Below are 25,345 nucleotides of genomic sequence, written 5' to 3'. Positions count from 1 at the left end.
GCCCACGTGCTCCATCTTTACCAATCCAACCGCCTGGAAACCCTGGCCACGCTGCTCTACGGCGTGCTGGCCATACCGCCTGCCCAGCCCTATGCCAAGGAGACGGTCATCGTGCAGGCACGCGGCATGGGGCGCTGGCTCAGCCTGCGTATCGCCGAGCGTTTCGGGGTGTGCGCCAATATGGATTTCCCATTGCCCGCCACCTTTCTGTGGCAGCTGGTCGAGACCGTACTGGGCCCGCAACCACGCAGCGGCCCGTTCGGCAGCGACGCCCTAGCCTGGCGCCTGCACGCCCTGCTGCTGCAACCGCCGCCCGAGCTGGCCGGCTATCTCACCCCGCCAGACGACAGCCTGGCCGACCAAGCGCAGCACCAGGTGCTGTCGGAGCGCCGACGCTGGCGGCTGGCCAGCCGCATTGCCGATGTGTTCGACCAGTACCTGGTGTACCGCCCGGACTGGCTGGCCGCCTGGGAGTCCGGCCGCAGCCTGGGTCTGGGGCCGGACGAGCACTGGCAAGCCGCCCTCTGGTGCAGCCTGGCACGTGACCGCAGCAGCGCCCACCGGGCTGACCTGATGCAGGCCCTGGTGGCACGCCTGCAGGACCCAGCCCCCCTGCCATTACCCGAGCGCATTGTGTTGTTCGGCAGCAGCAGCCTGCCGCCACTGTTCCTGCAGATACTTAAGGTATTGGGCCAACGCCTGGATGTCTGCCTGTTTGCGCTGAATCCCTGTGCCCAGCCCTGGGGCGACATCAGCGACCGGGAACAGGCCCATGGGCCGGGCGAGCGCCTGCTGGCCGCCTGGGGGGCGCAGGGCAGGGTGTTCTTCGATGACCTGGCCAGCGCCGATGAACTGACCAGCCTGCCCGATGAAGGCCCGCCTGCCAGTGGCCTGCTGGGCCAGTTGCAGCACGCTCTGCTGTTGCTGGATGCAGAACCGCTAGAAGCCCTGCCTGCAGTCGATCATAGCCTGGCCATCCATGCCTGCCACAGCCCACTGCGGCAGGTGGAGACACTCAAGGACGCCCTGCTCAGCCGCCTGGCTGCCGACCCTGGCCTGCAGCCGGCCGATATCGTGGTGCTATGCCCTGATATCGAGACCTATGCCCCCTATATCGATGCTGTCTTCGGCCAGGGCGAGCCGCACCTGCCCTATGCCGTGGCCGACCGCGGTGGCCTCGGCAGCTCGCCCCTGCTGGCCATCTGGTTGGAGCTGCTACGGGTGCCCGATGGCGACTGGGAGGCCGACCGCCTGGCGGCCTTGCTGGAGCTGCCGGCCCTGGCCCAGCAGTTTGGCCTGGATGCAGACGACCTGCCCCTGCTGCAGGGCTGGATCGCCGAGGCCGGCATACGCCGGAACCAGACCGGCGATGCCTTCAGCTGGCAGGAGGGCCTGGGGCGCCTGCTGCTCGGTGTGGCGCTGCCCGATGCCGGGGCCGCCGGCGGCCTGCCCCTGTTTGCCAGCCTGGTGCCGACGGCAGACCTGGACCTGCGCTTTGCCGACCGGGTAGCCGGCCTCAGCCGCTTCGCCCGGCAGCTGGCACGCTGGCAAGCCGCCCTGGCCCGGCCCCGCAGCCTGCCGGAATGGTCGCAGTTGCTGAATGAATGGCTGGAGCACTGGTTTGTGGACCTGGAAGGCGATCGCGCCGCCGTCGACACCCTGCGTAATGTGGTGGTGGAGCTGGGTGCCCTGGGTGAGCGCAGCGGCATGCTGCAGCCGGTGGGCCGGGTCGCCGTGCTGCAATGGCTGGCCGGCAAGCTCAAGGATGGTTCGGGCGCCGGCGGCTTTCTGACCGGTGGCGTCACCTTCGCCCAGCTGATGCCCATGCGCAATCTACCCTTCCGCATCGTGGCCGTGCTGGGCCTTGATGACGGCGCCTTTCCCCGCGACAGCCAGCCCGATGGTTTTGACCTGATCGCTCAGCATCCCCGCCGGGGCGATCGAGCCCGGGCACTGGACGAGCGCTGGCTGTTCCTGGAAACCCTGCTGGCCGCCCGCGACGGCCTGCAGCTTTACTACACCGGCCGCGATGCACGCAGCGATGTGGCCCTGCCGCCCTCCACCGTCATTGCCGACCTGCTCGATGCCATCAGGGTAGGCTGGGGCGAGGAGGGCACAGACCCGGCCCAGGCCTATCTGCACCGGCACCCCTTACAGCCGTTCTCGCCCCAGCGTTTCGGCCCGCAAGCGGCCCTGCCCACCTTCGACGGACGCTGGGCTAGCATCGCCCGGCAAGCCGGCCGGGGTCAGGCACAACCACCCTCGCTGGCTGACGCCTGCCTGCCGGCCGAGCCATTGCGGCTGCTGGAACTGGATGAGCTGATCCAGTTTGCCCGTGACAGCAGCGGCTGGTTTCTGCGCAGGGTGGGCGTCAGGCTGGACCGGGGCGAAGCCACCCTGGCCCACCGCGAGCCCTTCGAGCTGGACAGGCCGGGCGAGCGTGCCCTGCTCCTGCTGGGCGCCGCCCAGGCAGATTCGGCCGATACACTGACCGCGCTGGGGCAGGGCGCTGCGCTGCTGCCAGCCGGCCAGGCAGGCGACATATGGGCCGAACAATCGGCCCGCCATTTTGCCCCCGCCGTGGCGCTGTGGCGGCAGGCCGGAAGCGGCGAAGTGGCCATCAATCTGGAGCTGGAAAAACTGCGCCTGCAAGGCCTGCTGCGCGGCCTGGGGCCAGATGGCCTGGCCCTGCGGCAGCCCGGCAAGCTGCGCGAAGGCGACAGGCTGGCAGCCTGGCTGCAGCACCTGCTGCTCTGTGCCAGCCAACCTGCCGGCATTGCCTGCACCACCCGGCTGGTCGGGCTGGAAGAAGTCGCCCACTACCAAGCGGTGGCCGACAGCCGCAGCTTGCTGGCGGACTGGCTGGCAGCCTATCGCCTGGCCATGACGCGACCCATCCCTTTACTGCCTCGCAGCAGCCTGGCCTATGCCGAGGGCCTGAGCAGTGGCCGCGACCCGAGCCCGGCCAAGGCGCTGGATGCAGCCCGCAAGGCCTGGCTGGGCACCGACCGCTTTGCCGGCGAGGGCAGCTTTGCTGGCATGCGGGCGCTATGGCGAGGCCAGATGCCGCTGGACGATACGTTTGTTGCCCTGGCCGAGCAGTTGCTACTGCCCCTGTTACAGCATGAACAACGGACGGCGCTGACATGAGCTTCGACGCCCTGGCCACGCCACTGGATGGCCTCAACCTGATTGAGGCGAGTGCCGGCACCGGCAAGACCTGGACCATTGCCGCCCTGTATGCCCGGCTGGTGCTGGAACGGCAACTGCTGCCCGAACAGATTTTGGTGGTGACCTATACCAAGGCGGCCACCGCTGAACTGCGTGGCCGCATTCGTGCCCGCCTGGCAGAGCTGGCACTGGCGTTCGAGACGGGTGACAGCCCCGATCCTTTCTGTGCCGCCCTATTGGCCCAGACCGAGCCTGCCGAGCGCTACCCGGCCAGCTTGCGGCTACGGGCCGCCGTCTCCGGCTTTGATGTAGCCGCCGTCTTTACCATACACGGCTTTTGCCAGCGCGCCCTGGGCGAGCACGCGCTATTGGCGGGCCTGGAGCTGGAACGCGAGTTTGTGGCCGACGAGACGACGTTGTTGCAGGAAGCCGCCGATGCTGCCTGGAAGAACGAGACTGCCGGGGCCAGCAGCAGCTGGCTGAACTGGCTGATCGCCAACGGCCAGTCGCCCGATGTATGGCTGGCCGGACTGCGCGGCTATCTGGGCCATACCGACCTGCGGGTGGCGGTGCCCGAGCTGGCCGGCCTGGCCGAGCTGGAACAGCGCTTCGTCGCCGCGCATACCGCCTTGAGCCAGCGCTGGGCACAGGAGGGCGCCGCTGCCGAGGCCTGGTTGCTGGCACGCTCCGAAGCGGGCCAGTTCAAGGGCACGCACCGGCGGGACTGGTTGCTAGGCTCGCTGGCGCTGTGGCGGCAATGGCTGGACAACCCCGCCCTGCCTGCCATTGCCGAGGATGAGAAATCACCGGGGCAGGCCGAGAGCCGGGTACGCCGGCTATTTGCGCGCGAGCTGCAAGCCGCCCTCAAGGCACCTGCCGAGCTGCCCGCTGTATTCGAGCTGTTCGAGCCCTGGGCCACGGCGGCGCTGCCACTGGCCCAAGCCTATGATGCCCGCCTGCGCCGCACCCTGGGCAGGCTGGTGGCCGAACTGGTGGAACGTGTCCACGCCCGCAAGACCGCCCTGGGCATCATGAGTTTCCACGATCTACTGGTCGAACTGGATGCCGCGCTGGCCCAGGATCATGAAGCGCTGCTGAGCCGTGCCCTTCGGCAGCGCTACCACGCCGCCCTGATAGACGAATTCCAGGATACCGACCCACTGCAGTTCCGCATTTTCGACCGCCTGTTCGGTGGCGGCGATGCGCCGGCCTTCCTGGTGGGTGACCCCAAGCAGGCCATCTATGCCTTCCGGGGTGCCGAGTTGCACGCCTACCTAGCCGCCCGCCAGCGGGTAGCGCCGGACAGGCGCTACAGCCTGGGCACCAACCGCCGCAGCACACCCGCCTTGGTCGCTGCGCTGTCGCAGCTGTTTGGCCGCAGCGAAGCGCCTTTCCTGCTGCCCGAACTGGGCTACCCCGAAGTGGATGCGCTGGACGACAAGCCCACCCTGCTGCTGGACGGCCAGGTGCATGCGGCCCTGGCCTGGGACTGGCTGGGCGACGACAGCCTGGGCAAGGCGGATGCCCGCAACCAGGCCGTAGCCCTGACAGCCGACCGCATCGCCGCCCTGCTGACCCCAGGCCGCGCCAGCCTGGGCGGACAGGCACTGGGCGGCGGCGATATTGCCGTACTGGCCAGCAAGCACGATGAGCTGCAAGCCATGCAAGCCGCACTGGAGGCACGCGGCATTGCAAGTGTGCGTATCAGCCGGCAGCGGGTATTCGAGACCGAAGAAGCCCAGGACCTGCTGCAGGTGCTGAATGCCCTGGTCAACCCCAGTGATCGCCAGGTCAGGTCTGCCATGGTGACGCTGAGTACCGGGCTGGACGCCGAAGGCCTGTATGCACGCCTGCACAACGAGGCACGCTGGGAAGCCACCCTGGCCGATTTCCGCCGTTGGCAGCAACTGCTGCACAGCCGTGGCGCCATGGCCGCCCTGACTGCCTGGCTGATAGAAAGTGGCGCCGCCGAGCGCATCGCCGGCTGGCATGACGGCGAGCGGCGGTTGACCAATCTGCTGCACCTGTTTGAACTGGTGGAACTGGCCCGGCGGGAGCGGCCCGGCCTGGCCCCCTTGCTGGCCTGGTACCGCAGCAATCTGGCCGAAGCCAGCGGCGAGGACGACGAACAACTGATGCGGCTGGAAAGCGACGCCAGCCGCGTACGCCTGGTCACCATCCACGCGGCCAAAGGCCTGGAATACCCCGTCGTGTTCTGCCCCTTTCTGTGGGATGGCCAGCTGTTCAAGCAGCACGAGCGCTGGGCCTTGTGCTACGAGGACGACAGCAATGTCCTGGACCTGGGCTCGCCCTTGTTCGACCAGCGCCGTCAGCGCGCGCGGGAAGAGCGGCTGGCCGAGAAGCTGCGCCTGCTCTACGTGGCGCTGACCCGTCCCCGCAGCGCCTGCATCATCGCCTGGGGCCAGGTGAAGGAGCAGGCCAGCAGTGCCCTGGCCTGGCTGCTGGCCGGTGGGCAGGAGCAGACCCGCGACGCCGCTGCCCTGCACGCCGAGATCGACGCCCTGATCGCCAGCGCCCGCCCCGGCGCCATGGCCTGGCTGCCCCTGGCACAGACTGCCAACAGGCACGCCGACACCTCGCTGCCGGCGACACCGCCGCAGATAGCGAGGCTGCAGCGCTCGCTGCAGTGGCAATGGCGCATGAGCAGTTTCTCGGGCCTGACTGCCGGCCTGCACGACGAAGCTCCCGACCATGATGCCGCCGTGGCGCCGCCGGAACCGGCCATGGCCGATGAGCTCGGTCCCTACGACAGTTTTCCGGCGGGGCCGCGTGCGGGTGTCTGCCTGCATGCGCTGTTCGAGCTATGGGACTACGGCCGGCACGATAGGCCGGCGCTGGAAGCATTGGCCCAGCGCCAGTTGCAGGCCCATGGCTTTGACCCCCAGTGGGCCGGGATGGCGGCCGATCTGGTCGAGGCCACCCTGCATGCGCCGCTGACGCCGGCCGCGACCTGCCTGGCCCAGGTACCAGCCAGCCAGCGGCTGGTGGAGATGGAGTTCACCTATACCCTGCAACCGTTTGCCTGGCCCCAGCTGATCGCCATCCTGGCCGACCCCGCGCACGGTCTGCCCCCGTGCTTTGCCGAGGCCGCCCAGCGCCTGCATGCCGAGGTCGGGCAGGGCTACCTGAAAGGCTTTATCGACCTGGTCTGCCAGCTTGATGGCCGCCACTATGTGCTGGATTGGAAATCCAACCGCCTGATGGGCTACGACAGCGCCAGGCTGCAGGCCGCGATGGCCGATGAGCACTACTACCTGCAGGCCCTGATCTACTGCCTGGCGCTGCATCGCTACCTGGGCTGGCGCCAGCCCGGCTACGACTATGAGCGCGACTTTGGCGGCACCCTTTACCTGTTCCTGCGCGGCATCACCCCGGCTGGCCGGGGGGTCTGGCACTATCGCCCGCCGCTGGCCCTGATCACCGCGCTGGAAGCCCTGTTCTGTGGAGTGCCGGCATGAATATCGCCACCCTGCCGCCGTTCGCCGCCGAACTGAAGGCCTGGCTGGAGCAGCGCTTTCCTGCCGCCGCACAAGCGGCCTTGCAGGCCGCGGCCCTGGTCGCCAGCCGCGCGGAGGAAGGGCATGTCTGCCTCAATCTGAGCGACATGGCAGGCCAGCATTGGCAGGGCACCATCCTGCCCGAACTGCAAACCTGGCGTGTGGCGCTGCTACAGAGCGGTTTTGTCGCCCTGACGGAAGGCTACGCCCCATTCATACTGGATGGCGACCGCCTCTACCTGGGCCGTCTGTGGGCGGACGAACTGACGGTGGCCGCCGAACTGGCACAGCGCGCCAGCGCCACCGAGCTGACACCCAAGCAGGCGCGTACCGTACTGGACCCCTTGTTTGCCGGCACGGCCGGTGACGATGGCCAAAGACTGGCGGCAGCCACCGCCCTGCTCAATCGCATCGCGGTGATCTCGGGTGGGCCGGGCACCGGCAAGACCACCACCGTAGCCAAGGTGCTGGCCGCGCTGGTGCAACTGGAGCCCGCCGCACGCATCGTGCTGGCCGCCCCCACCGGCCGGGCGGCCGCCCGCATGGTGGAAGCCCTCAAGCAGGCGCGCGACCGCCTGCCCATAGACATGATTACCCGCGCCGCCCTGCCGGAAGAGGCCCAGACCCTGCACCGGCTGCTGGGTTTCCGACCCGATGGTGCGCAACCGCGCTACGGCCCCGGCCAACCGCTGGGACTGGATATCCTGGTGGTGGACGAAGCCTCGATGATCGATCTGGCGCTGTTCGCCCGCCTGCTGGCAGCACTACCCCGGCATGCGCGGCTGATACTGCTGGGCGACCGCGATCAACTGGCATCGGTGGAAGCTGGCAGTGCCTTTGCCGAACTGGTGCGGCAGGCAGGGCGCACACCGGATGGCAGCCGCCGCCTGGCGGCTGCCACGGGAGCCCGCCTACCGCCCGGCAGGCCCGGCTCGGCCCTGGCCGATGGCATTGCCCTGCTCCATGTCAGCCATCGCTTTGGCAGCGATAGTGGCATCGGTGCCCTGGCACGCTGCGCCAATGCCGGTGACAGCCAGGGTGCATTGCAGTTGCTGCGCGATCCCCCGCCCGACCTGGCCTGGCAGCCAGGCCTGTGCCGCGACTGGCAGGGTCTGCTGCTGACGCAGCTGCAAACCCGGCTGGCGGACTACCGCGAGGCGGTAGCGGCGCGCGACATTGATGCCGCCTACCACCATTTCCACCGCCTGCGGCTACTCTGTGCCCTGCGCGAAGGCCCGGTGGGGCTGGAAGCCATCAACCGCCTGCTGGAAACCCGGTTGCTGCAGCAGGATCCCCGCCGCCAACCCTGGTATGCCGGCCGTCCCGTCATCGTACGGGTCAACGACAGTGTGCTGGGCCTGGCCAATGGCGACGTGGGCCTGGTACTGGAGAACGAACAGGGCTTGCGGGTGTACTTCCCGCAGGAGGCCGGCTGGCGCGGCTATGCCCCCACCCGCCTGCCCCGCCACGAAACCGCCTTTGCCCTGACCGTACACCAGTCGCAAGGCTCGGAGTTCGATGAAGTTTGGCTGCTGCTGCCCGATGAGGACGCTGCCGTGCTGAGTCGCAGCCTGATCTACACGGCCTTGACCCGTGCCCGTCGCAAGGTGGCGGTATGGGGCTCGGCCTCGACCTTGGCGGGCGCGCTGCAGCGCAGCGTCCAACGGGATAGTGGCTTGGCGGACAGATTGAGGGTGCCGGCTGACACTATCCCGAGCGAATACTAGGGCTGGTTCGGCCTGGCGGCCAGCCACAAGGCCAGGTCAACCGGTGCCAGCGGGCGGGCAAAATGGTAGCCCTGCGCCACGTCGCAACCTTCCGACTGCAGGAAGGCCAGTTGCTCGGCAGTTTCCACGCCCTCAGCCACCACTGTCATCCGCAGACTCTGACCTATGCGTACCACCGCGCTGGCCAGGGCACGGTCTTCTGCATCCTCGCTCAGATCGCGCACAAAGCTCTGGTCCAGCTTGAGCTCGCCCACCGGGTAGCGCTTGAGGTAGCCCAGGCTGGAGTAACCTGTCCCGAAGTCATCCACCGCCAGCGCCACACCCATGGCATCAAGCTTGTTCAGTGCAGCCAGGGTATGTTCATCCCGCACCATCATCAGGCTTTCGGTGATCTCCAGCGTCAGCTGCGCCGGCGCCAAGCCGTGGCGGGCAAGGGTCTGCGCCACAAGGTTCGGGATATCATCGTGGCGGAACTGCCGGGCGGACAGGTTGACCGAGATGCGGGGCGGCGCGATACCTATGCGTACCCACTCGGCCATCTGCCGGCAGGCCTCGTCCAACACCCAGCTACCCACCGCATCGATCAGCCCGCTCTCCTCGGCGATGGGAATGAACCGGGCTGGCGACACCATGCCCCATTGAGGGTGGCGCCATCGCACCAGCGCTTCCAGACCATAGACGCTGCCATCTGCGATATGCACCTGGGGCTGGTAGTGCAGCAGCAGCTCCTGCCGGCTTAGCGCCAGCCGCAGGGCCGCCTCCACCTCCAGCCGCTCGGCGGCATCCTTGTCCATGGCAGGCTGGTAGAAACAGAAAGCATTGCGGCCCAGCTCCTTGGCCCGATACATGGCGGCATCGGCGTGCTTGAGCAGATTGTCGTAGTCGGTGCCGTCATCGGGGAACAGGGCGATGCCCACACTGGCCGAGCCATTCAGGGTCAGTCCGTCGAACTCCACCTTCTCGGCTGCGGCCGCAATCAGCTTCTCCGCCACGCTGGCGGCACCCAGGGCGTCGCAGTCGTTGAGCAGCAGGACGAATTCATCGCCACCCTGGCGGCAGACGGTATCCGACTCCCGCACCACCTGCTCCAACCTGGTCGCCATGGTCTTGAGCAGGCGATCGCCCGCCGCATGGCCCAATGAGTCATTGATGGTCTTAAAGCGGTCCAGATCGACGAACAACACGGCCAGCGGGCTGTTGTCACGTATCGCATGGGCCAGCGCCAGCTCCACCCGATCGGCAAACAGCGACCGGTTGGGCAGGCCGGTCAGCGGGTCATAGAAAGCCAGGCTATGTACCCTGGCCTCGGCCTCGCGGTGCTCAATGGCAATGCCGATCAAATGGGTACAGGCATCGACCACCCGGCGATGAAACTCGCTGGGGAGGCGCCGCTCGCCGTAGTAGATGGCAAAGGTGCCCAGCACCCTGCCATCGCTGCCATGTATGGGGGTAGACCAGCAGGCAGCCACGCCATGTTCGCTTGCCAGTTGCGCATAGCCCTGCCATAGCGGATCGTGGGCCACATCCTCTACTTCCACCACCCGGTTGAAATACGCCGCCGAGCCGCAGGAACCCACTTTGGGACCAATGCTGATGCCTTCTATGGCCGCCATGAAAGCCGGTGCGAGGCTGGGTGAGGCGCCATGGCGCAACTGATTGCCATCCAGTATCAGGATGGAGCATCGGGCATCCGGCAGCAGGTTCTCCACCCCCCGCGCAGTAGCCTCCATGACATGGCTTAGTGCATGGCCTGCAGCCAGGCTCTCCAGCACCTCGTGCTGCAGGCTGAGCAGTCCCTCGGCCCGCACCTGATCCTGGATATTGCGGGCATAAGCGATGATGAACTCGTCGCCATCGAGAGCCATATGGGTGGCATGCACCTCGATGGGTGTCGATTTGCCGTCGGCGCCTGCAATGTCCAGGCGGAAACTGAGCGCCCCCGCCGCCTTGATCTGGTTCCAGCGCTCCTGCCACTGTGCTTCCTGCAACTGCGGCGCATACCGCCACACCGGCTGCCCCGCCACCTGCGCCAGCGTGCTTTGCAGCATGCGGCAGGCGTAGGCATTGGCATCGCGTATGCAACCATCGGTCGCCACCCACACCGCTGCAATATGCGCATGCTCAAAGGTGTGGCGGGTCAAGCGCATGCGCCGCTCGGCCTCAGTTTGCCGGCCTATGTCATGAATGATGGAATACAGCAGCTCGCGCCCCCCCACCGAGATGGGGTTGGAATGGACTTCCACATCGCGTACTTCACCGCTCTTGAGGCGGTGTCGGAACAGAAAGTAGCTGCGCTGCTCGCTGCGGGCCAGCTTGATTTCGGCGGCGATGGCTTCGGGGGGCAGGGTGTTGATCTGGCTGATATTGAGCCGGGCAAACTCATCTGCCGTATAACCATAGTATTCGCGGGCAGCGGCATTGGCCGCCACGATGGCGCCACTGTCCGGTTCCAGCATCAGCTTGACCGCATGGCTGCGCTCGAACACTTCGCGGTAGGCTCGCTCGCTCTCGCTCAGCGCCTGCTCGGCGGCCTTGCGCCAGCTGATATCGCTGACAAAGGCAAAGCAGCCGGCATAGCTGCCATCGGCGTTGAGTAGCGGGGCGGTGGACAGATCGGCCCAGAAACGGCTGCCATCCAGCCGGCGGAACAGAAATTCATGTTTCTCGCTGATGCCCTGCCGCCGCCGCGCCACATTGCCCTGCGCCAGTTCGCGCTGACCCTCGTCCATGAAATCCCATAGCGGCCTGCCCAGCAGGCTATCCACCTGCCCGCCCAGCATGCCGGCCATGCGGGCATTCAGATAGACGGTCAGGCTATCGGCGTCGATAACCCACACGCCTTCCTCGGCCTCCTCGACCAGACGGCGGAACAAATCAGCACCATAGCGGGTTTCGATGGGTGTACTCATCGGACCAATTTATGCAAAGGGGATTTATATATAGTAGGGCCTACCCCGCGTTGCAGCATTTCCTGCAGGCCCACGCATGGCTGTTGCAGGGCCCACTCAGACTGTTGCAGCGGCCACAACAGGTGCCGGCACGCCGCTTACGCCAGCCGGCCCACGCCGCAGCCAGCGCGTGCTCAGGTACTCAGGCGCTCGACGAACAGTCCTATGGCAATGACCAGCAGCAAGGCAAGGCTGAAGCGCGCCAGCCAGCCGCGCGCGCGGCGCCAGAAGGGGTCGCCAGTGCGGCGCTCCCGCCAGAGGCAATAACCCCACAGCAGGACGATAGCGACAAAGATAAAACGCAAGATGGCGAACATGATGGCGTTCAGTCTACCCGGCCCGGCGCCCGCCGGGGCGGGCATCGTCAGATACGGGCGGGGGTATAGCGGTGGAAGGCGGTGGGTGCCGCTTCCGGGCTGTCGAAACTGACATACTCCCAGGCCTCGGGGTCGGCCAGCAAAGCCCGCAGCAGCTTGTTATTCATGGCATGGCCCGATTTGAAACCCTCGAAGGCAGCAATCAGGGGGTAGCCCAGGATATACAGGTCGCCAATCGCATCGAGCACCTTGTGGCGGACAAACTCATCTTCGAAGCGCAGTCCCTCCTGGTTGAGCACCTTGTACTCATCCAGCACAATGGCGTTCTCCATGCTGCCACCCTTGCCCAGGTCGTTGGTGCGCATGTATTCCACTTCGTGCATGAAACCAAAGGTCCGGGCCCTGGCCACTTCCTTGATGTAAGAGGTCTCAGCGAAATCCAGTTCCACCGTCTGCGCCGCTTTCTGGAAAGCCGGATGGCGGAACTCTATGGTCAGCTTGACCTTGTATCCCTCATGCGGCAGCAGCCGCACCCATTTGTCACCCTCTATGGCCTCAACCGCTTTCTTGACCCTGACATAGCGCTTGCGCGCCGGCTTTTGCTCACGCACGCCAGCTTGCTGCAGCAGGTAGAGAAAAGGTGCCGCGCTGCCATCCATGATGGGCATTTCCGATGCGGTCACGTCCACCTGCACATTGTCTATGCCCAGGCCGGCGAAGGCCGACATCAGGTGTTCTATGGTCGCCACCCGTACACCATCCTTCACCAGAGTGGAAGACAGCCGGGTATCGTTGACCAGGTCTGGCCCGACCCTGAAGCCGGGCTGGCCGGGCAAGTCTGCCCGGCGGAACACGATGCCGCTGTCAGGAGGTGCCGGCGACAGGGTCAGTTCCACCTTCTCGCCCGAGTGCAGGCCCACGCCCACGGCGCGTATGGATTCTTTGAGGGTACGCTGGTAAATCATACGGTTGCTTTCAGTTGGATGCATGGCAGACGCGCATGCGCCCGCAGTGCCCGGGGAGAGAGCCGTTCACTGCCTGGCATGCGCCACCCACCATCAAATCTGCAGCGCGCAGACACCCTCCGATTTTGCCATATCGCAAAACCGGTCCTGATTGAACCTTGCTATCGAGCGGATTGTGCAAGCAGGCATCCTGCCTGTCAGCCGCGTACCCGGCAGGGCACGCTTATCGCCGCCTGGCCGCGCACTGATACCTTGCACAAGGACGGGAAGCAGCCTGCCGACTCAGCAGGCTGCACCCATCACCATCAGTCCGCCTGCTTGCGCAGGAAGGCAGGGATGTCCATGTCGCCACCCGCGAACACGGTACCGCGTGGCGATTCCACCGCGGCGCCAACACTGCCGGCACGACGGCTGTTACGGAATACCGCGGGTTGGTCGTATTGCTCGTAGTCCATCGCCGGCATGCCATCATCGGTGCCCGTGCGCTGCACGATGTGCAGGTTGGGGCTCTTCTTCGACTCGCGGCCGCCCAGACCCGTTGCCACCAGGGTGACGCGGATCTTGTCGCCCATGGCCTCATCAAAGGCAGTACCGAAGATGATACGGGCGTCCTCGGCGGTGTAGGCCTTGACGGTCTCCATCACCTCGTGGACTTCGCGCATCTTCAGGCTGTAGTCGGCGGTGATGTTCACCAGCACGCCACGGGCGCCGTTCAGGCTGATGTCTTCCAGCAGCGGGCTGGCGACGGCATGCTCGGCCGCCACACGGGCACGGTCCATGCCCTCGGCGTGGGCCGAACCCATCATGGCCATACCCATCTCGGTCATCACGGCCTTCACGTCAGCGAAGTCCACATTGACCAGACCCGGGACATTGATGATCTCGGCGATACCCGCCACGGCACCCTTGAGCACGTCGTCGGCGGCCTTGAAGGCATCCTTGAACGAGACATCATCGCCCAGTACCTGCATCAGGCGCTCGTTCGGGATGATGATCAGCGAATCCACATACTTCTGCAGCTCGTCGATACCAGCCTGCGCGGCCTTCTGGCGCTTGCCCTCGAAGGCAAACGGACGGGTCACCACACCCACGGTCAGGATGCCCTTGTCACGGGCGATCTCGGCCACGATAGGCGCCGCGCCGGTACCGGTACCGCCACCCATACCGGCGGTGATGAACACCATGTCGGCACCTTCCAGCATCTCGGCAATACGCTCGCGGTCTTCTTCGGCCGCGGCGCGCCCTACATCGGGGTTGGCGCCGGCGCCCAGACCCTTGGTCAGGTTGCCACCCAACTGCACCACGTTGTCGGCGCGGTTGCGCTTGAGCGCCTGTGCGTCGGTGTTGGCGCAGATGAACTCCACACCCGTCACACCGGCATCAATCATGTGGTCCACAGCGTTGCCGCCACAACCACCGACACCGATCACCTTGATCCTGGCGACCGGGACTATGTCCTGCGCTGCTTCCAGAAACGAAATAGGCATTGCTCTCTCCTCTGTGCCCGAACTAACTCAACTCAATCGAAAAACGAAACTTGCTGCCAGCCGGACCTCCGGTCTGGCAGATCTCAGAAATTGCCCTGGAACCACGTCTTCATGCGTTCGATCAGGCCACCGAAGCTGGCGCCCTGCATCGTCTTCAAACCATTGCGCTGGGCCTGCTGCTTGCCCAACAACAAAAGACCCACGGCGGTGGAGAAGCGGGGGTTCTTCACCACCTCGGCCAAACCACCCACATACTTGGGCACACCCAGCCTTACCGGCAGGTGGAACACCTCTTCACCCAGCTCCACCATGCCCTGCATCTGGGCAGAACCGCCGGTGATCACGATGCCGCTGGACAGCCGCTCCTCAAACCCGGAGCGGCGCAACTCTGCCTGCACCAGCGAGTACAGCTCCTCCACCCGGGGCTCGATGACTTCGGCCAGGGTCTGGCGGTTGAGCTGGCGCGGACCACGCTCGCCCACGCCGGGCACCTCTATGGTCTGCTGCGGGTCCGCCAGCTGGCGCAAGGCGATGCCATGGGCACGCTTGATGTCCTCGGCCTCCTTGGTCGGGGTCCGCAGCGCCATGGCGATATCGTTGGTGATCTGATCGCCGGCAATGGGTATCACGGCGGTGTGGCGGATGGCGCCATCGCAGAACACGGCAATGTCGGTCGTGCCACCGCCGATGTCGATCAAGCAGACACCCAGTTCCTTCTCGTCCTCGCTCAGCACGCTCATGGCACTGGCCAGCGGCTGCAGGATCAGATCGTTCATCTCCAGGCCGCAGCGGCGCACGCACTTGGTGATGTTCTGGGCTGCGCTGATGGCGCCGGTGACGATATGCACCTTCACCTCCAGCCTCACCCCGCTCATGCCCAGCGGCTCCTTCACATCCTCCTGCCCGTCGATGATGAATTCCTGGGTCAGGATGTGCAGAATCTGATGCTCGGTGGGGATATTGACCGCACGGGCAGTCTCTATCACCCGGTCCACATCGGCCTGGGTGACTTCCTTGTCCTTGATGGCGACCATGCCGTGGGAGTTGAAGCTACGGATATGGCTGCCGGCGATGCCGGTCAGCACTTCGCGTATCTTGCAATCCGCCATCAGCTCGGCTTCTTCCAAAGCCCGCTGTATGGCGCTCACGGTGGATTCGATGTTCACCACCACGCCCTTTTTCAGGCCCTTAGATGGTGCCTGCCCCAGGCCGATGATCTCCATGCGGCCATCAGGCTGCACTTCAGCCACCAGCGCCACGATCTTCGAGGTACCGATATCGAGGCCGACCAGCAGGTTCTTTGTTGTACTCGGTTTATTCACCGTATTTCTCCAGACTGCTTTGCCTTGTTCGCCGCGCCTGTCATCGCGGCGTCGTTCCTAATCATCTTCATGCGGCCACCTCGGGCGGCTTGGCGGGCGGTACCATGCCCGGCGGCACCCGCACCGAAAAGCCGTTGGGGTAGCGCAGGTCCACATAGCTGACCGGTCGCTTGATGACCGCCAGCGTGGTGGGGTAGGCCTTGATGAACTTGCCCAGGCGGGCGTCCACATCATCACGGCCTATCTCCACCGTCAGGCTGTGATCCAGCTGTACGCGCCAGGCCCGGCGTGCCGACAGCCACACATGGGTAGGCTTGCGCTGCACTGCCGCCAGCCTGTCCCGAAAACTCACATAACCCTTAGCCATGTCCGCCTCGCTGCCCTCCGGCCCTTCCAGCACGGGCAAGGGCTCGTTGGTGGCAGCGTCAAAACGTTCGCCCAAGGTGTTCACCAGGCCCACCGAACCCCAGCGCGCCAGCGCCACATGTTCCTCTATGGTCACGTCCAGCCTATCGGGCCAGCGCCGCCGCAGATTGACCTGGCGTACCCAGGGCAGTTTCTCGAAGGCCTGCCGGGTCTTGTTCAGATCCAAGGTAAAGAACGTGCCTTTCAGCTCGTTCTTGACGATGTATTGCAATTGCTCACGCGTCACATGGGCCAGGCTGCCATCCACCTTGATCTGCCTAACCGGAAACAGCGGCGAATGCACCACGACCAGCAGGGCGGCATACAGGAACAGCAGCACGGCTAGGCCGAACAGCAGATTGGCCAGCCAGTTGAGGGCCTGGGGCTTATCCCACATCGCGATGTCCCCTCGGGGTTAACCGCCGTGCGCGACAAGCAAAGCTTGCCGGGATGGACCGTTGCAGCAGCGTCGCGATGTGCCCTTGATCCAATCCCTCTCCCCCCGCCCTCGCCCGCTGGCGAGGGAGCCTCGCTACGCTCGTGGCCGCGCAAACATCCCCCTGAGTTAACTGCCGTGCGCGACAAGCAAAGCTTGCCGGGATGGACCGTCGTGGCAGCGTCGCGATGTGCCCTTGATCCAATCCCACTCCCCCCGCCCGCTGGCTCGGGAGCCTCGCTGCGCTCGTGGCCGCGCGAACATCCCCCTCGGTTAACCACTGCTTTGCCAGTTGCGGCCTGCAAGGCGCGTGCGCGGGTGCGCCGTACCGGCTGGTACGGGTGGCACACACATCAAGCCTTGTCTTTACCGCAATGCTCACATTCCGCCTTTCAAACGCTTACAGCGTCGTATCCAAGATCATCAGCACCACATCCTCATAGCTCATGCCTGCGGCACGGGCGCCCATGGGGAAGAGGCTATGGCTGGTCATGCCGGGGGCGGTGTTGACCTCCAGCAGATAGGGTTTACCGGCTTCATCCATCAGGAAATCCACCCGCGCCCAGCTGCGGCCGCCTATGGCCCAGAAGGCCTTTTCCACCAGGGCGGCAATGGCGGCTTCCTGCTCTGCAGGCAGGCCGCAAGGGCAGCGGTAGACCGTGTCGTCGCGGAAATACTTAGCCTGATAGTCATAGAACTCAGTAGCCGGCTCGATCTTGATGGCCGGTAACACGGTGTAGCCGCGTACGGCATCGCCCAGGATGGGTGCACTGTATTCACCGCCGCCGATAAAGCGCTCTGCCAGCACCACCCTGTCGTACTTGCGGGCCTCCTCAAAGGCGGCCTTCAGTTCGCCCGCAACCTTGACCTTGGTCACGCCTATGCTGGAACCCTCGATATTCGGCTTCACGAACAGGGGCAGGCCCAGCTTCTGCTCGATGGCAGCAAAGTCGCTATGCTCGTCCACCAGCTCAAAATCCGGCACCGGCAGGCCCAAAGCACGCCAGATCAGCTTGCTACGCAGCTTGTCCATGCCTATGGCCGAGGCCATCACGCCGCAGCCGGTATAAGGCATACCCATGGTTTCCAGCGCGCCCTGCAGGGTGCCGTCCTCGCCAAAGGGGCCGTGCAGTATCAGAAAGACCCGGTCAAAGCCTTCCGTCTTGAGCGCCGACAGGGGCTGGTCGCGCGGGTCAAATGCATGCGCATTCACCCCGCGGGATTGCAGGGCACCCAATACGCCAGCGCCACTCATCAGCGAGACCTCGCGTTCAGCGCTGGTTCCGCCCATCACGACGGCGACTTTTCCGTACTTGTTCATGCCTTACCTACCAGTTTTGCGGGTACGCCGCCGATGGTGCCTGCGCCCATGGTCACGATCACGTCCCCATCTCTTGCGTGTTCCAGAATGGCTGCCGGGAGTGCATTGATATCCTCCACGAACAACGGTTCCACCTTGCCCTGCACGCGGACCGCACGGGTTAGCGCCCGGCCGTCTGCCGCCACGATGGGTGCCTCGCCGGCGGCATACACCTCGGTCAGCACCAAGGCATCCACCGTGGACAGCACACGGGCGAAATCTTCAAAGCAATCACGGGTGCGGCTGTAGCGATGCGGCTGGAAGGCCAGCAGCAAGCGGCTGCTGGGGAAGGCCCCCCGCACAGCGGCCAGCGTGGCGGCCATCTCCACCGGGTGATGACCATAGTCGTCGATCACCGTGGCACTGCCGCCTGCAGGCAGGCTGGCCTGGCCGTAGCGCTGGAACCGCCGCCCCACCCCGCCAAACTCGCTCAAGGCCTTCTGGATAGCGGCTTCGGATGCCCCCACTTCCAGGCAGACGGCGATGGCTGCCAGGCTGTTCAGCACGTTGTGGTGGCCTGCGGCATTCAGTTCGATGGGTATCCGGCTTTCCACACCATTGCGCCAAACCGCGGTAAAGCGCATACGGCCGCCAGGCAGGGCCTCGATATGCTCGGCCCGCAGCATGGCGTCTTCGCTCACCCCATAGGTCGTCAGCGGCTTACCTACCTGGGGCAGGATGGCACGCACATTGGGGTCATCCAGGCAGACTGCCGCCCGGCCATAAAACGGCAGGTGGCCGAGAAAATCCAGAAATGCCTGCTTGAGCCGCTCGAAGTCATGACCATAGGTATCCATATGGTCGGCATCGATATTGGTGATGACGGCCAACACCGGCTGCAGCATCAGGAAGGAGGCATCCGATTCGTCGGCCTCCACCACGATGAAATCGCCCTTGCCCAGCTTGGCATTGCTGCCGGCGGCGGTCAGCCGGCCACCGATCACATAGGTCGGGTCCAGCCCCGCCTCGGCCAGGATGGAGGCGATCAGGCTGGTGGTGGTAGTCTTGCCATGGGTGCCCGCCACGGCGATGCCCTGGCGGAAGCGAAGCAGCTCGGCCAGCATCATGGCACGCGGTATGACCGGCACCTGCCGGGCACGGGCAGCCACCACCTCGGGGTTGTCTGCCTTCACGGCGGTGGAAGTCACCACCACATCGGCATGTTGCTGGTGGGCTGCGTCGTGCCCCAGGAACACGGTGGCACCCGCCGACCGCAGCCTTGCCGTGGTAGCAGATTCGCCCAGGTCGGAACCCGATACGGTAAAGCCCAGGTTGAGCAGCACCTCGGCAATGCCGCTCATGCCGGAACCGCCTATGCCGACGAAATGTATGCGTTTGACCTTGTGTTTCATCTCTCTACTCGTGCCACGCAAGGGGTGCCGCGCCACTGCGCCACCGTGGTGAAAGAGGGCTTGAGCTCACTTTTCACGTTCCACCCCTTGTCTGGCGCCTTAGGCGCCCAGTTCTTCAATCACATCTGCCACGACGCGGGTTGCGTCGGGCAAGGCTCGGGTCCGTGCTGCCTCGGCCATGGCCAGCAGGCGGGTACGGTTCATCTCTTTCAATTGCTGCGCCAGCCAGGCCGGGCTCAGCTCCGACTGCTGGCGCAGCACGGCCGCGCCAAAATCTGCCAGGTAGGCCGCATTGCCGGTCTGGTGGTCATCCACCGCGCTGGGGTAGGGCACCAGGATGGCAGGCACGCCCACGGCGGACAGCTCGGATACCGTCAGCGCACCAGCCCGGCAGATCACCAGGTCGGCCTCGGCATAGGCGCTGGCCATATCATCGATAAAGGGCACGCAAACGCCGGCCACACCAGCCTCGCTGTAATGCGCCCGCAGTTGTTCCAGTTGCTTGCTGCCAGACTGATGCGTCACCAGCGGCCGTTCGGCCGGGTCCATCAGTGCCAGCGCCTTGGGCACCACTTCATTCAGTGCCGCCGCGCCCAGACTGCCGCCCACCACCAGCAGCCGCAACGGGCCGCTACGGCCCCGGAAGCGCTCGGCCGGCGCGGGCAGTGCCGCGATGTCCTCGCGTACCGGATTGCCCACCACCCGCCCCTTGCCGGCAAAGGCCGAAGGGAAAGCAGTCAGCACGCGATCAGCCAGCAGGGCCAGGACCTTGTTGGTAAGGCCGGGCACCGAATTCTGCTCATGCACGATCAAGGGCTTCCACAGCATGGTGGCCGCCAGGCCGCCTGCAAAGCCGGTAAACCCGCCAAAGCCGATGACCGCATCAGGGCGGTGGCGGAAGATGGCGGCCACGGCCAGCCATAGCGCCACAGCCTGCTCCACCGGCTGCACCAGCTTGCGTACCAGTCCCTGGCCGCGCACGCCACCTATGGGCAACAGTTCGATGGCGATATGGTGCTTGGGCACCAGTTCCGCCTCCATCTTGCCGCGCGCACCCAGCCAAACCACCTGCCAGCCGCGGGCCTGCATGGCCTTGGCCACCGCCAGGGCGGGGAAGATATGCCCGCCCGTGCCGCCAGCCATCACCATCAGGGTGCGCCGGGCCTGCGGCGTGGATTTCACCTGGCTCATACCGTGTACCCCCGCATCATCTGCCGGTTTTCCCAATCCACGCGCAGCAGGACGGCCAGGGCAATCAGGTTGAACAGGATGCCGGACCCGCCAAAAGACAGCAGCGGCAGGGTAAGGCCCTTGGTGGGCAGCAGGCCGACGTTCACGCCGACATTGATGAATGTCTGTATGCCCAGCCACATACCTACACCCTGGGCCACCAGGGCCGAGTAGTAGCGCTCCAGCTTGGCCGCCTGTATGCCGATGGCGAAGGCGCGGAACACTACCCAGGCAAACAGCACCACCACTACCGCAACGCCGACAAAGCCGAATTCCTCGGCAATGATGGCCATCAGGAAATCGGTATGGGCCTCGGGCAGGTAGCTGAGCTTCTCCACCGAGCCACCCAGGCCCACACCGGTCCATTCGCCCCGGCCAAAAGCAATCAGGCTGTGGCTGAGCTGGTAGCCTTTGCCATAGGGGTCCTGCCAGGGGTCCATGAAGCCGATCACCCGCGCCATGCGATAGGGCGAGGTGAGAATGAAACCGACAAAGCTGATCAGCAGCATGACCACTAGGCCGGCAAACAAGCGCCAGTCAAAGCCACCAAGGAACAAGGTGCCCATGGCAATGGCGGTGATCACGGCCAACGCGCCGAAGTCGGGCTCGGCCAGCAACAGCACACCCGTCACCAGCATCACCACGAACATGGGCACAAAGCCCTTGACCAGGCTGTGCATGTAGGCGGCCTTGCGTACCGTGTAGTCGGCGGCATACAGCACCACAAAGAACTTCATGGCCTCGGAAGGCTGGAAGTTGACCACGAACAGGCTGAGCCAGCGCTTGGAGCCATTCACTTCCCGGCCTATGCCCGGTATCAGCACCATGATCAGCAGGGCGATACCCAACAGGAACAGATAGGGCGCGTACTGCTGCCAGATGCGTATGGGGATCTGGAAGGCCACGAAGGCGGCCATAAAACCCACCCCCAGGAAAATGCCGTGGCGCCAGAGGAAATAGCTGGAGCGAAAACCCGTATCCTTATCCACTTCAGCCGCCGCGATGGAAGCCGAATAGACCATCACCAGGCCGATGGCGAGCAGCGCCAGCACGGCCCAGACCAGGGACTGGTCATAGCCATGCATGGCGGGGCGGCGCTTGAGGGCCTGATAGAACAGCTTCACGTCTTATTGCTCCAACGCCTTCACCGCCGCGATGAACACCTCGGCGCGATGAGCGTAATTCTTGAACATATCCAGGCTGGCGCAGGCCGGCGACATCAGCACGGCATCACCGACCTGGGCTTCGGCTGCCGCCAGGGCAACCGCTTCTTCCATACTGCCAGCCGTGATCAGCTTGACCCCGGTACGGGCGAGGGCGGCGGCCACCTGCGGGCCATCCCTACCTATCAGCACGGCGGCCCTGACCTTGCCCTGGCAGGCAGCAGCCAGCGGGCTGAAGTCCTGCCCCTTGCCGTCGCCGCCGGCGATCAGCACCACGGCTTGGCTCATACCCTTGAGGGCAGCCTCGGTAGCGCCGACATTGGTTCCCTTGGAGTCGTCGTAGTAATTGACGCCGCCGATCTCGGCCACCCATTCCACCCGGTGTGGCAAGCCATGGAAACGTCGCAAGGCCTGCAGCAAGGGCAAGGTGGGCAGGCCGATGGCCCGCGTCAGGGCCAGGGCAGCCAGCGCGTTGGCGGCATTGTGCAGACCCGCCAGCGGCAGCTCGGAGGCCAGCATCAGCGTAAAGTCGCCGCACACCAGCTCATGGCCCGAGCCAAAAGGCTTGAGGCCATATTCGGTGGGCGAGCGCGGCGCATCCAGCCCGAACCAGAACACCTGCCGACCTGGCCGGGCCATACCGCGGCAGTAGCCATCCTCTCGGTTCAGCACCATGGCGCCCAGGCCTTCAAAGATGCGCGCCTTGGCCATGGCGTAGTGCAGCATGGTGTCGTAGCGGTCCAGATGGTCTTCGCTCACGTTCAGCACCGTCGCCGCATCGGGCGCCAGGCTGCTGGTGGTTTCCAGCTGGAAGCTGGACAGCTCCAGCACCCACACATCGGGCAGTGGCCGTACCTCGGTTTCTATCTCCAGCAGGGCATCCAGCACCGGCAGGCCGATATTGCCGGCCACTACGGTGCTCAGTCCGGCGGCCTCGCACATGGCACCCACCATGCTGGTGACGGTGGACTTACCGTTGGAACCGGTAATGGCGATGATCTTGGCGCGGGACTGGGTCGTCGCATGGGCGCGGGCGAACAGCTCCACATCGCCGATGGCTTCGATACCACGGTCCACTGCAGCCGCAATGGCAGGCTCGGCCAGCGGCACGCCCGGACTCACCACCAGGTATTCCGCACCGGCAAAAGTCGTGCTGGTAAACGGCCCCAGCTTGACCGGCACCTGTGGCAAGGCCGCCTGCAGCTCGCTCAGGCCAGGCGGATTGCTCCGGCTGTCGGCCACGGTCACGACCGCCCCATGGCGGGCCAGCCAGCGCGCGGCTGACAGGCCGGTGGCCCCCAGGCCTACCACGGTAATGTGCTTTGCTTCCCAGTTCATTGCCTCTCTCCAACCGCAACGCTATTGGGCAGGACACCACAGCCAAGCCGCAGGGCAACTCGCTTGCGCCAGCCCGCTTCCTGTTTGCCCAGGCTGCTTTGCAGCCGATGACGTCCCACGTTCTGCATGTTTTTTCTCAGCGCAGTTTCAGCGTGGCCAGACCGGCCAGCACCAGCAGCATGGTGATGATCCAGAACCGCACCACCACCTGGGTTTCCTTCCAGCCCTTGAGCTCGTAGTGATGGTGCAATGGGGCCATTCGGAACACCCGCTTGCCGGTCAGCTTGAAACTGGCCACCTGTATCATCACGCTGAGTGCTTCCATCACGAACACACCACCCATGATGAACAGCACGATCTCCTGCCGGACGATCACGGCCACCGTGCCCAGAGCCGCGCCCAGCGCCAGTGCGCCGACATCGCCCATGAATACTTCGGCCGGGTAGGCGTTGAACCAAAGGAAACCCAGCCCAGCCCCGGCCATGGCGGCACAGAACACGGCCAGCTCGCCGGCACCGGGAATATGGGGCAGCAGCAGATAGCTGGCGAACTTGGCGTTGCCGGCCACATAGGCAAAGATCGCCAGTGCGCTGGCCACCATCACCGTTGGCATGATGGCCAGGCCATCCAGGCCGTCTGTCAGGTTCACCGCATTGCTGGTCCCGACAATGACGAAATAGGTCAGCACCATGAAGCCTATGCTGCCGAAGGGGTAGGCCACGTGCTTGAAGAAGGGCACGATGAACTCGGTATTGGCCGGCAGGGTGGCGGTATTGGCCAGGAAGTAGCCGGTAGCAATGGCGATGATGGATTGCCAGAACAGCTTCTGCTTGCTGGACAGGCCCTTGGGATTCTTCAGCGCCACCTTCTTGTAATCATCCACAAAGCCAATGATGCCGGTGCCCAGAGTGACGCCCAGCACCACCCAAACAAAGCGATTGCTCAGGTCCGCCCACAGCAGGGTGGTCAGGCCTATGGCCAGCAGGATCAGGGTGCCACCCATGGTAGGAGTGCCGGCCTTGACCAGATGGGTTTGTGGGCCGTCGTCGCGCACGGCCTGGCCGACCTTCAATTCGGTCAGCTTGCGTATGACCCACGGCCCCAGCAGGAAGCTGATGAACAACGCGGTCATGGTGGCCAGCACCGCCCGCAGGGTCAGGTAATTGAAGACATTGAAGGCCCGGACATTCTCTCCGAGCAGGTTGGCGAGCCACAGCAGCATCTCAGGCTCCTTTGCTTTCTGCCGAGGTCAATGCCTCGACGATCTGTTCCATGCGCATAAAGCGCGATCCCTTGACCAGCACCACCGTATCGGCGGTCACCTGCGGCTTGAGCGCGGCCAGCAGCTCGGCATGGCTCTCGAACCAGGCGCCACCGTCGCCAAATGCCGCCACGGCATGGCGCATGCCCTGGCCAGTGGCATACAGCGTTTCCAGCCCCTTGGCCTTGGCATAGCTGCCGAGCTCGGCATGCCGCTTGACCACGTCGTCTATCTCGCCGGTATCGCCCAGCACTAGGTAGCGCGGTGCCGGCAGGGCAGCCAGTACGTCTATGGCAGCCTGGATGGAACTGGGGTTAGCGTTGTAGCTGTCGTCTATCAGCAAGGCACCGTTGGCGGCGCGCTTTTGCTGCAGCCTGCCCTTGGCACCGGCAAATGCCGCCAGGCCGGCAGCAATCTCGCTGCTGCTCAGGCCCAGCGCATGGGCGGCCGCAGCCACCGCCAGGGCGTTGCGCACGTTGTGCAGGCCGGGCGTTGGCAGGTGCACCGGTGCTTCGCCGGTGGGCGTATGCAGGGTGAAGCGGCTGCTCAGTGGCTGCATCTCCACCTCGCGGGCCTGTATCTCGCCCTGCAGCAGCCCAAAACCCAGGCGCACCCGGCTTTTGTTCAGGCTTTGCCAGTAGCCGGCGAACTCGTCGTCCAGGTTGATCACGGCCGTACCGCTATCGGCCAGGCTCTCGAATATCTCGCCCTTGGCCTGGGCTATGCCGGCGGGCGACCCCAGGAACTCAATGTGGGCAGTACCGGCATTGTTCACCAATGCCACCGTGGGCGCGGCCAGGCCGGAGAGATAGGCAATCTCGCCGAAATGGTTCATGCCCATCTCGATCACTGCATAGCGATGCTGCGCACGCAGGCGCAGCAGCATCAGCGGCACGCCGATGTGGTTGTTCAGGTTGCCGGTGGTGGCCAGTACCGCGTCGTGACCCGCCTTGAGCCGCAACACGGTAGCCAGCATCTCCTTCACCGTGGTCTTGCCGCTGGAGCCTGTCACCGCCACCACGGGCAGTTCGAACTGCCGGCGCCAATGGGCCGCCAGGCGGCCCAGCCCAGCCAGAGTATCGTCCACCAGCAGCAGGGGGGCCGTCTCGGGCAAGGCTGCCAGGCAGGCATGGCCAGTCTGCACCATGGCCATCGCCGCACCACGGGACAGCACATCTGCCACGAAATCGTGACCGTCGAAACGCTCGCCCTTGAGCGCCACGAACAGGTCGCCCGGCTGGATATCACGGCTATCGGTCGTCACTCGCAGAAAAGCGACGGCGCCGTCGCCACGCGAGGTGGCGTTCAGCGCAGCGGCCGCAGCGGCGAGAGTCAGCATGACGTT

16 protein-coding genes are annotated in these 25,345 nt (G+C 65.1%); 3 read left to right on the top strand and 13 right to left on the bottom strand.

Annotated elements, in window-relative coordinates; all coding sequences use genetic code 11:
- Positions 1-6 precede the first annotated feature (6 nt).
- From recC to recD, 3 genes are read left to right on the top strand one after another with little or no spacing between them, the layout of a single operon-like run.
- Positions 7-3,150 (top strand): exodeoxyribonuclease V subunit gamma, encoded by a 3,144-nt coding sequence (recC, locus tag QWZ03_RS18525; protein ID WP_290334089.1) that lies wholly within the window; start codon positions 7-9, stop codon positions 3,148-3,150.
- The gene (gene recB / locus QWZ03_RS18520) at positions 3,147-6,650 is read left to right on the top strand and encodes an exodeoxyribonuclease V subunit beta (protein WP_290334087.1); all 3,504 of its coding nucleotides are present in this window, start codon (positions 3,147-3,149) and stop codon (positions 6,648-6,650) included. Before recC ends, recB begins: the two co-directional genes overlap by 4 nt.
- On the top strand, positions 6,647-8,416 hold the full coding sequence (recD, locus tag QWZ03_RS18515) for an exodeoxyribonuclease V subunit alpha (protein ID WP_290334086.1): 1,770 nt from the start codon (positions 6,647-6,649) through the stop codon (positions 8,414-8,416). The genes recB and recD overlap by 4 nt, the downstream gene beginning before the upstream one ends.
- On the opposite strand, the gene QWZ03_RS18510 is transcribed toward recD, so the two are convergent.
- The 13 genes from QWZ03_RS18510 to QWZ03_RS18450 all read right to left on the bottom strand — a co-directional run bounded on the left by QWZ03_RS18510 (position 8,413) and on the right by QWZ03_RS18450 (position 25,339).
- Positions 8,413-11,325, bottom strand: coding sequence for a sensor domain-containing protein (locus tag QWZ03_RS18510; RefSeq protein ID WP_290334085.1), 2,913 nt, complete (start codon positions 11,323-11,325; stop codon positions 8,413-8,415). The two genes, recD and QWZ03_RS18510, sit on opposite strands and share 4 nt — an antisense overlap.
- A gap of 173 nt (positions 11,326-11,498) precedes the next feature.
- The gene (locus QWZ03_RS18505; protein ID WP_284195727.1) at positions 11,499-11,681 is read right to left on the bottom strand and encodes a hypothetical protein; all 183 of its coding nucleotides are present in this window, start codon (positions 11,679-11,681) and stop codon (positions 11,499-11,501) included.
- A 47-nt stretch (positions 11,682-11,728) separates the two neighbouring features.
- Positions 11,729-12,643: a UDP-3-O-acyl-N-acetylglucosamine deacetylase gene (lpxC, locus tag QWZ03_RS18500; protein WP_308446997.1), complete on the bottom strand. Its 915-nt coding sequence runs from the start codon at positions 12,641-12,643 to the stop codon at positions 11,729-11,731.
- Positions 12,644-12,951: 308 nt separating this feature from the next.
- Positions 12,952-14,133 (bottom strand): cell division protein FtsZ, encoded by a 1,182-nt coding sequence (ftsZ, locus tag QWZ03_RS18495; protein WP_290334084.1) that lies wholly within the window; start codon positions 14,131-14,133, stop codon positions 12,952-12,954.
- An 83-nt stretch (positions 14,134-14,216) separates the two neighbouring features.
- A complete protein-coding gene (gene ftsA / locus QWZ03_RS18490) occupies positions 14,217-15,455 on the bottom strand; it encodes a cell division protein FtsA (RefSeq protein ID WP_284195724.1) in 1,239 nt (412 codons plus the stop codon).
- Positions 15,456-15,522: 67 nt separating this feature from the next.
- Positions 15,523-16,257, bottom strand: coding sequence for a cell division protein FtsQ/DivIB (locus QWZ03_RS18485; RefSeq protein WP_290334082.1), 735 nt, complete (start codon positions 16,255-16,257; stop codon positions 15,523-15,525).
- 439 nt (positions 16,258-16,696) lie between these two features.
- Positions 16,697-17,617, bottom strand: coding sequence for a D-alanine--D-alanine ligase (locus QWZ03_RS18480; RefSeq protein WP_290334081.1), 921 nt, complete (start codon positions 17,615-17,617; stop codon positions 16,697-16,699).
- Positions 17,614-19,008 (bottom strand): UDP-N-acetylmuramate--L-alanine ligase, encoded by a 1,395-nt coding sequence (gene murC / locus QWZ03_RS18475; RefSeq protein WP_284195721.1) that lies wholly within the window; start codon positions 19,006-19,008, stop codon positions 17,614-17,616. Before murC ends, QWZ03_RS18480 begins: the two co-directional genes overlap by 4 nt.
- Before the next feature lie 99 nt (positions 19,009-19,107).
- The gene (murG, locus tag QWZ03_RS18470; protein ID WP_290334079.1) at positions 19,108-20,199 is read right to left on the bottom strand and encodes an undecaprenyldiphospho-muramoylpentapeptide beta-N-acetylglucosaminyltransferase; all 1,092 of its coding nucleotides are present in this window, start codon (positions 20,197-20,199) and stop codon (positions 19,108-19,110) included.
- Positions 20,196-21,356, bottom strand: coding sequence for a putative lipid II flippase FtsW (gene ftsW, locus QWZ03_RS18465; protein ID WP_373322444.1), 1,161 nt, complete (start codon positions 21,354-21,356; stop codon positions 20,196-20,198). Before ftsW ends, murG begins: the two co-directional genes overlap by 4 nt.
- 9 nt (positions 21,357-21,365) lie before the next feature.
- Positions 21,366-22,739, bottom strand: coding sequence for a UDP-N-acetylmuramoyl-L-alanine--D-glutamate ligase (gene murD / locus QWZ03_RS18460; RefSeq protein WP_290334078.1), 1,374 nt, complete (start codon positions 22,737-22,739; stop codon positions 21,366-21,368).
- 136 nt (positions 22,740-22,875) lie between these two features.
- Positions 22,876-23,961, bottom strand: coding sequence for a phospho-N-acetylmuramoyl-pentapeptide-transferase (mraY, locus tag QWZ03_RS18455; RefSeq protein ID WP_284195717.1), 1,086 nt, complete (start codon positions 23,959-23,961; stop codon positions 22,876-22,878).
- A gap of 1 nt (position 23,962) precedes the next feature.
- Positions 23,963-25,339, bottom strand: a complete 1,377-nt coding sequence (locus QWZ03_RS18450) for a UDP-N-acetylmuramoyl-tripeptide--D-alanyl-D-alanine ligase (RefSeq protein ID WP_290334077.1) — start codon at positions 25,337-25,339, stop codon at positions 23,963-23,965.
- Positions 25,340-25,345 lie beyond the last annotated feature (6 nt).

This window comes from Chitinimonas viridis, assembly GCF_030409555.1.
Classification (GTDB): Bacteria; Pseudomonadota; Gammaproteobacteria; order Burkholderiales; family Chitinimonadaceae; genus Chitinimonas; species Chitinimonas viridis.
The sequence above is the reverse complement of the archived record's forward strand: the minus strand, read 5'-3'. Positions and strand labels throughout refer to the sequence as shown.